The following is a 927-nucleotide window of genomic DNA, read 5'->3' as shown; positions in this document are numbered from 1 at the left end:
TGAACCAAGTTTTGTTCAACAGTACGTATCACCTAAATATGCAGAACTAATATCAAAATTGATATTACCAGGAAGTGATATACATGTTGAGTATAATTTTGGGTTATTGAATACATACATCTTAGATATAGATCCAAGTATTTACACTGAAAGAAACATCAACACTAAGAATCAAATGATTCGAAATAAAATAAAAGAACACTTGGAATGTAAATATGAAGAAATATCATCCATATTTAATGACCACCTCTTTATGGGTAAAACATGTTACTTATATTTTATTCCTATCAATGAAGTTGGTGAATTAAATAAGCTAATGTTATCTAAGATTAAAAAATATAAGTGATTTGTGCATGTTAGAAAATATAAGCTTGATAAAAAAATTGACAACTGACTCAATAAATAGTCTTCATTTTACAGAGTTATACGAAAATCTTTCTATTTCTTACGCAAATAGTAAGCTTAACATTTCAACCCCTATAACCTCTAAAGATACCGATGATTTATGTAGATACGCAGATATTTTTAGTCTGTCAGAAGAGTCTGAATATAGGGTGCTAGCTTATCGAATTATTGTCAAGTTACTTGGGGTATCAGAGAAAACGCACGAATTAGGCAGTATGGCTCGTTCTATTTTTACTAAACTTGGTTTGTTTGTTTCTGAATCAAGGTTTAATGAAATCGAAAATCCATTACCTTATGAGCGTGAAGTTAGTAATATTTTAAAAAAGGATAGACAAAAGTTACCTTTCGGTGATGAAATATTTACAGACTCACAATATCAAGTTTTTTCTAGTTTAACGGATCTTGATAACTTCAGCTTTTCTGGTCCGACTTCATTCGGAAAGTCGTTCATTATTAGAAGTTATATTTTCAATTGCATAAATGATAAGAAAGATGTAATTGTTTTAGTTCCTACAAAAGTAC

1 protein-coding gene and 1 pseudogene are annotated in these 927 nt (G+C 29.4%); both read left to right on the top strand.

Annotation, left to right across the window (positions count from 1 at the left end):
* On the top strand, positions 1-346 hold a 346-nt coding region (locus AB4623_RS22970), incomplete at its 5' end, for a Hachiman antiphage defense system protein HamA (protein WP_372147430.1).
* A 7-nt stretch (positions 347-353) separates the two neighbouring features.
* Positions 354-927, top strand: a pseudogene (locus tag AB4623_RS22965) (RNA helicase); the annotation flags it as partial.

The organism is Vibrio sp. 10N.222.52.C12, from assembly GCF_041474215.1.
GTDB classification, from domain to species: Bacteria; Pseudomonadota; Gammaproteobacteria; order Enterobacterales; family Vibrionaceae; genus Vibrio; species Vibrio crassostreae_C.
The sequence above is the reverse complement of the archived record's forward strand: the minus strand, read 5'-3'. Positions and strand labels throughout refer to the sequence as shown.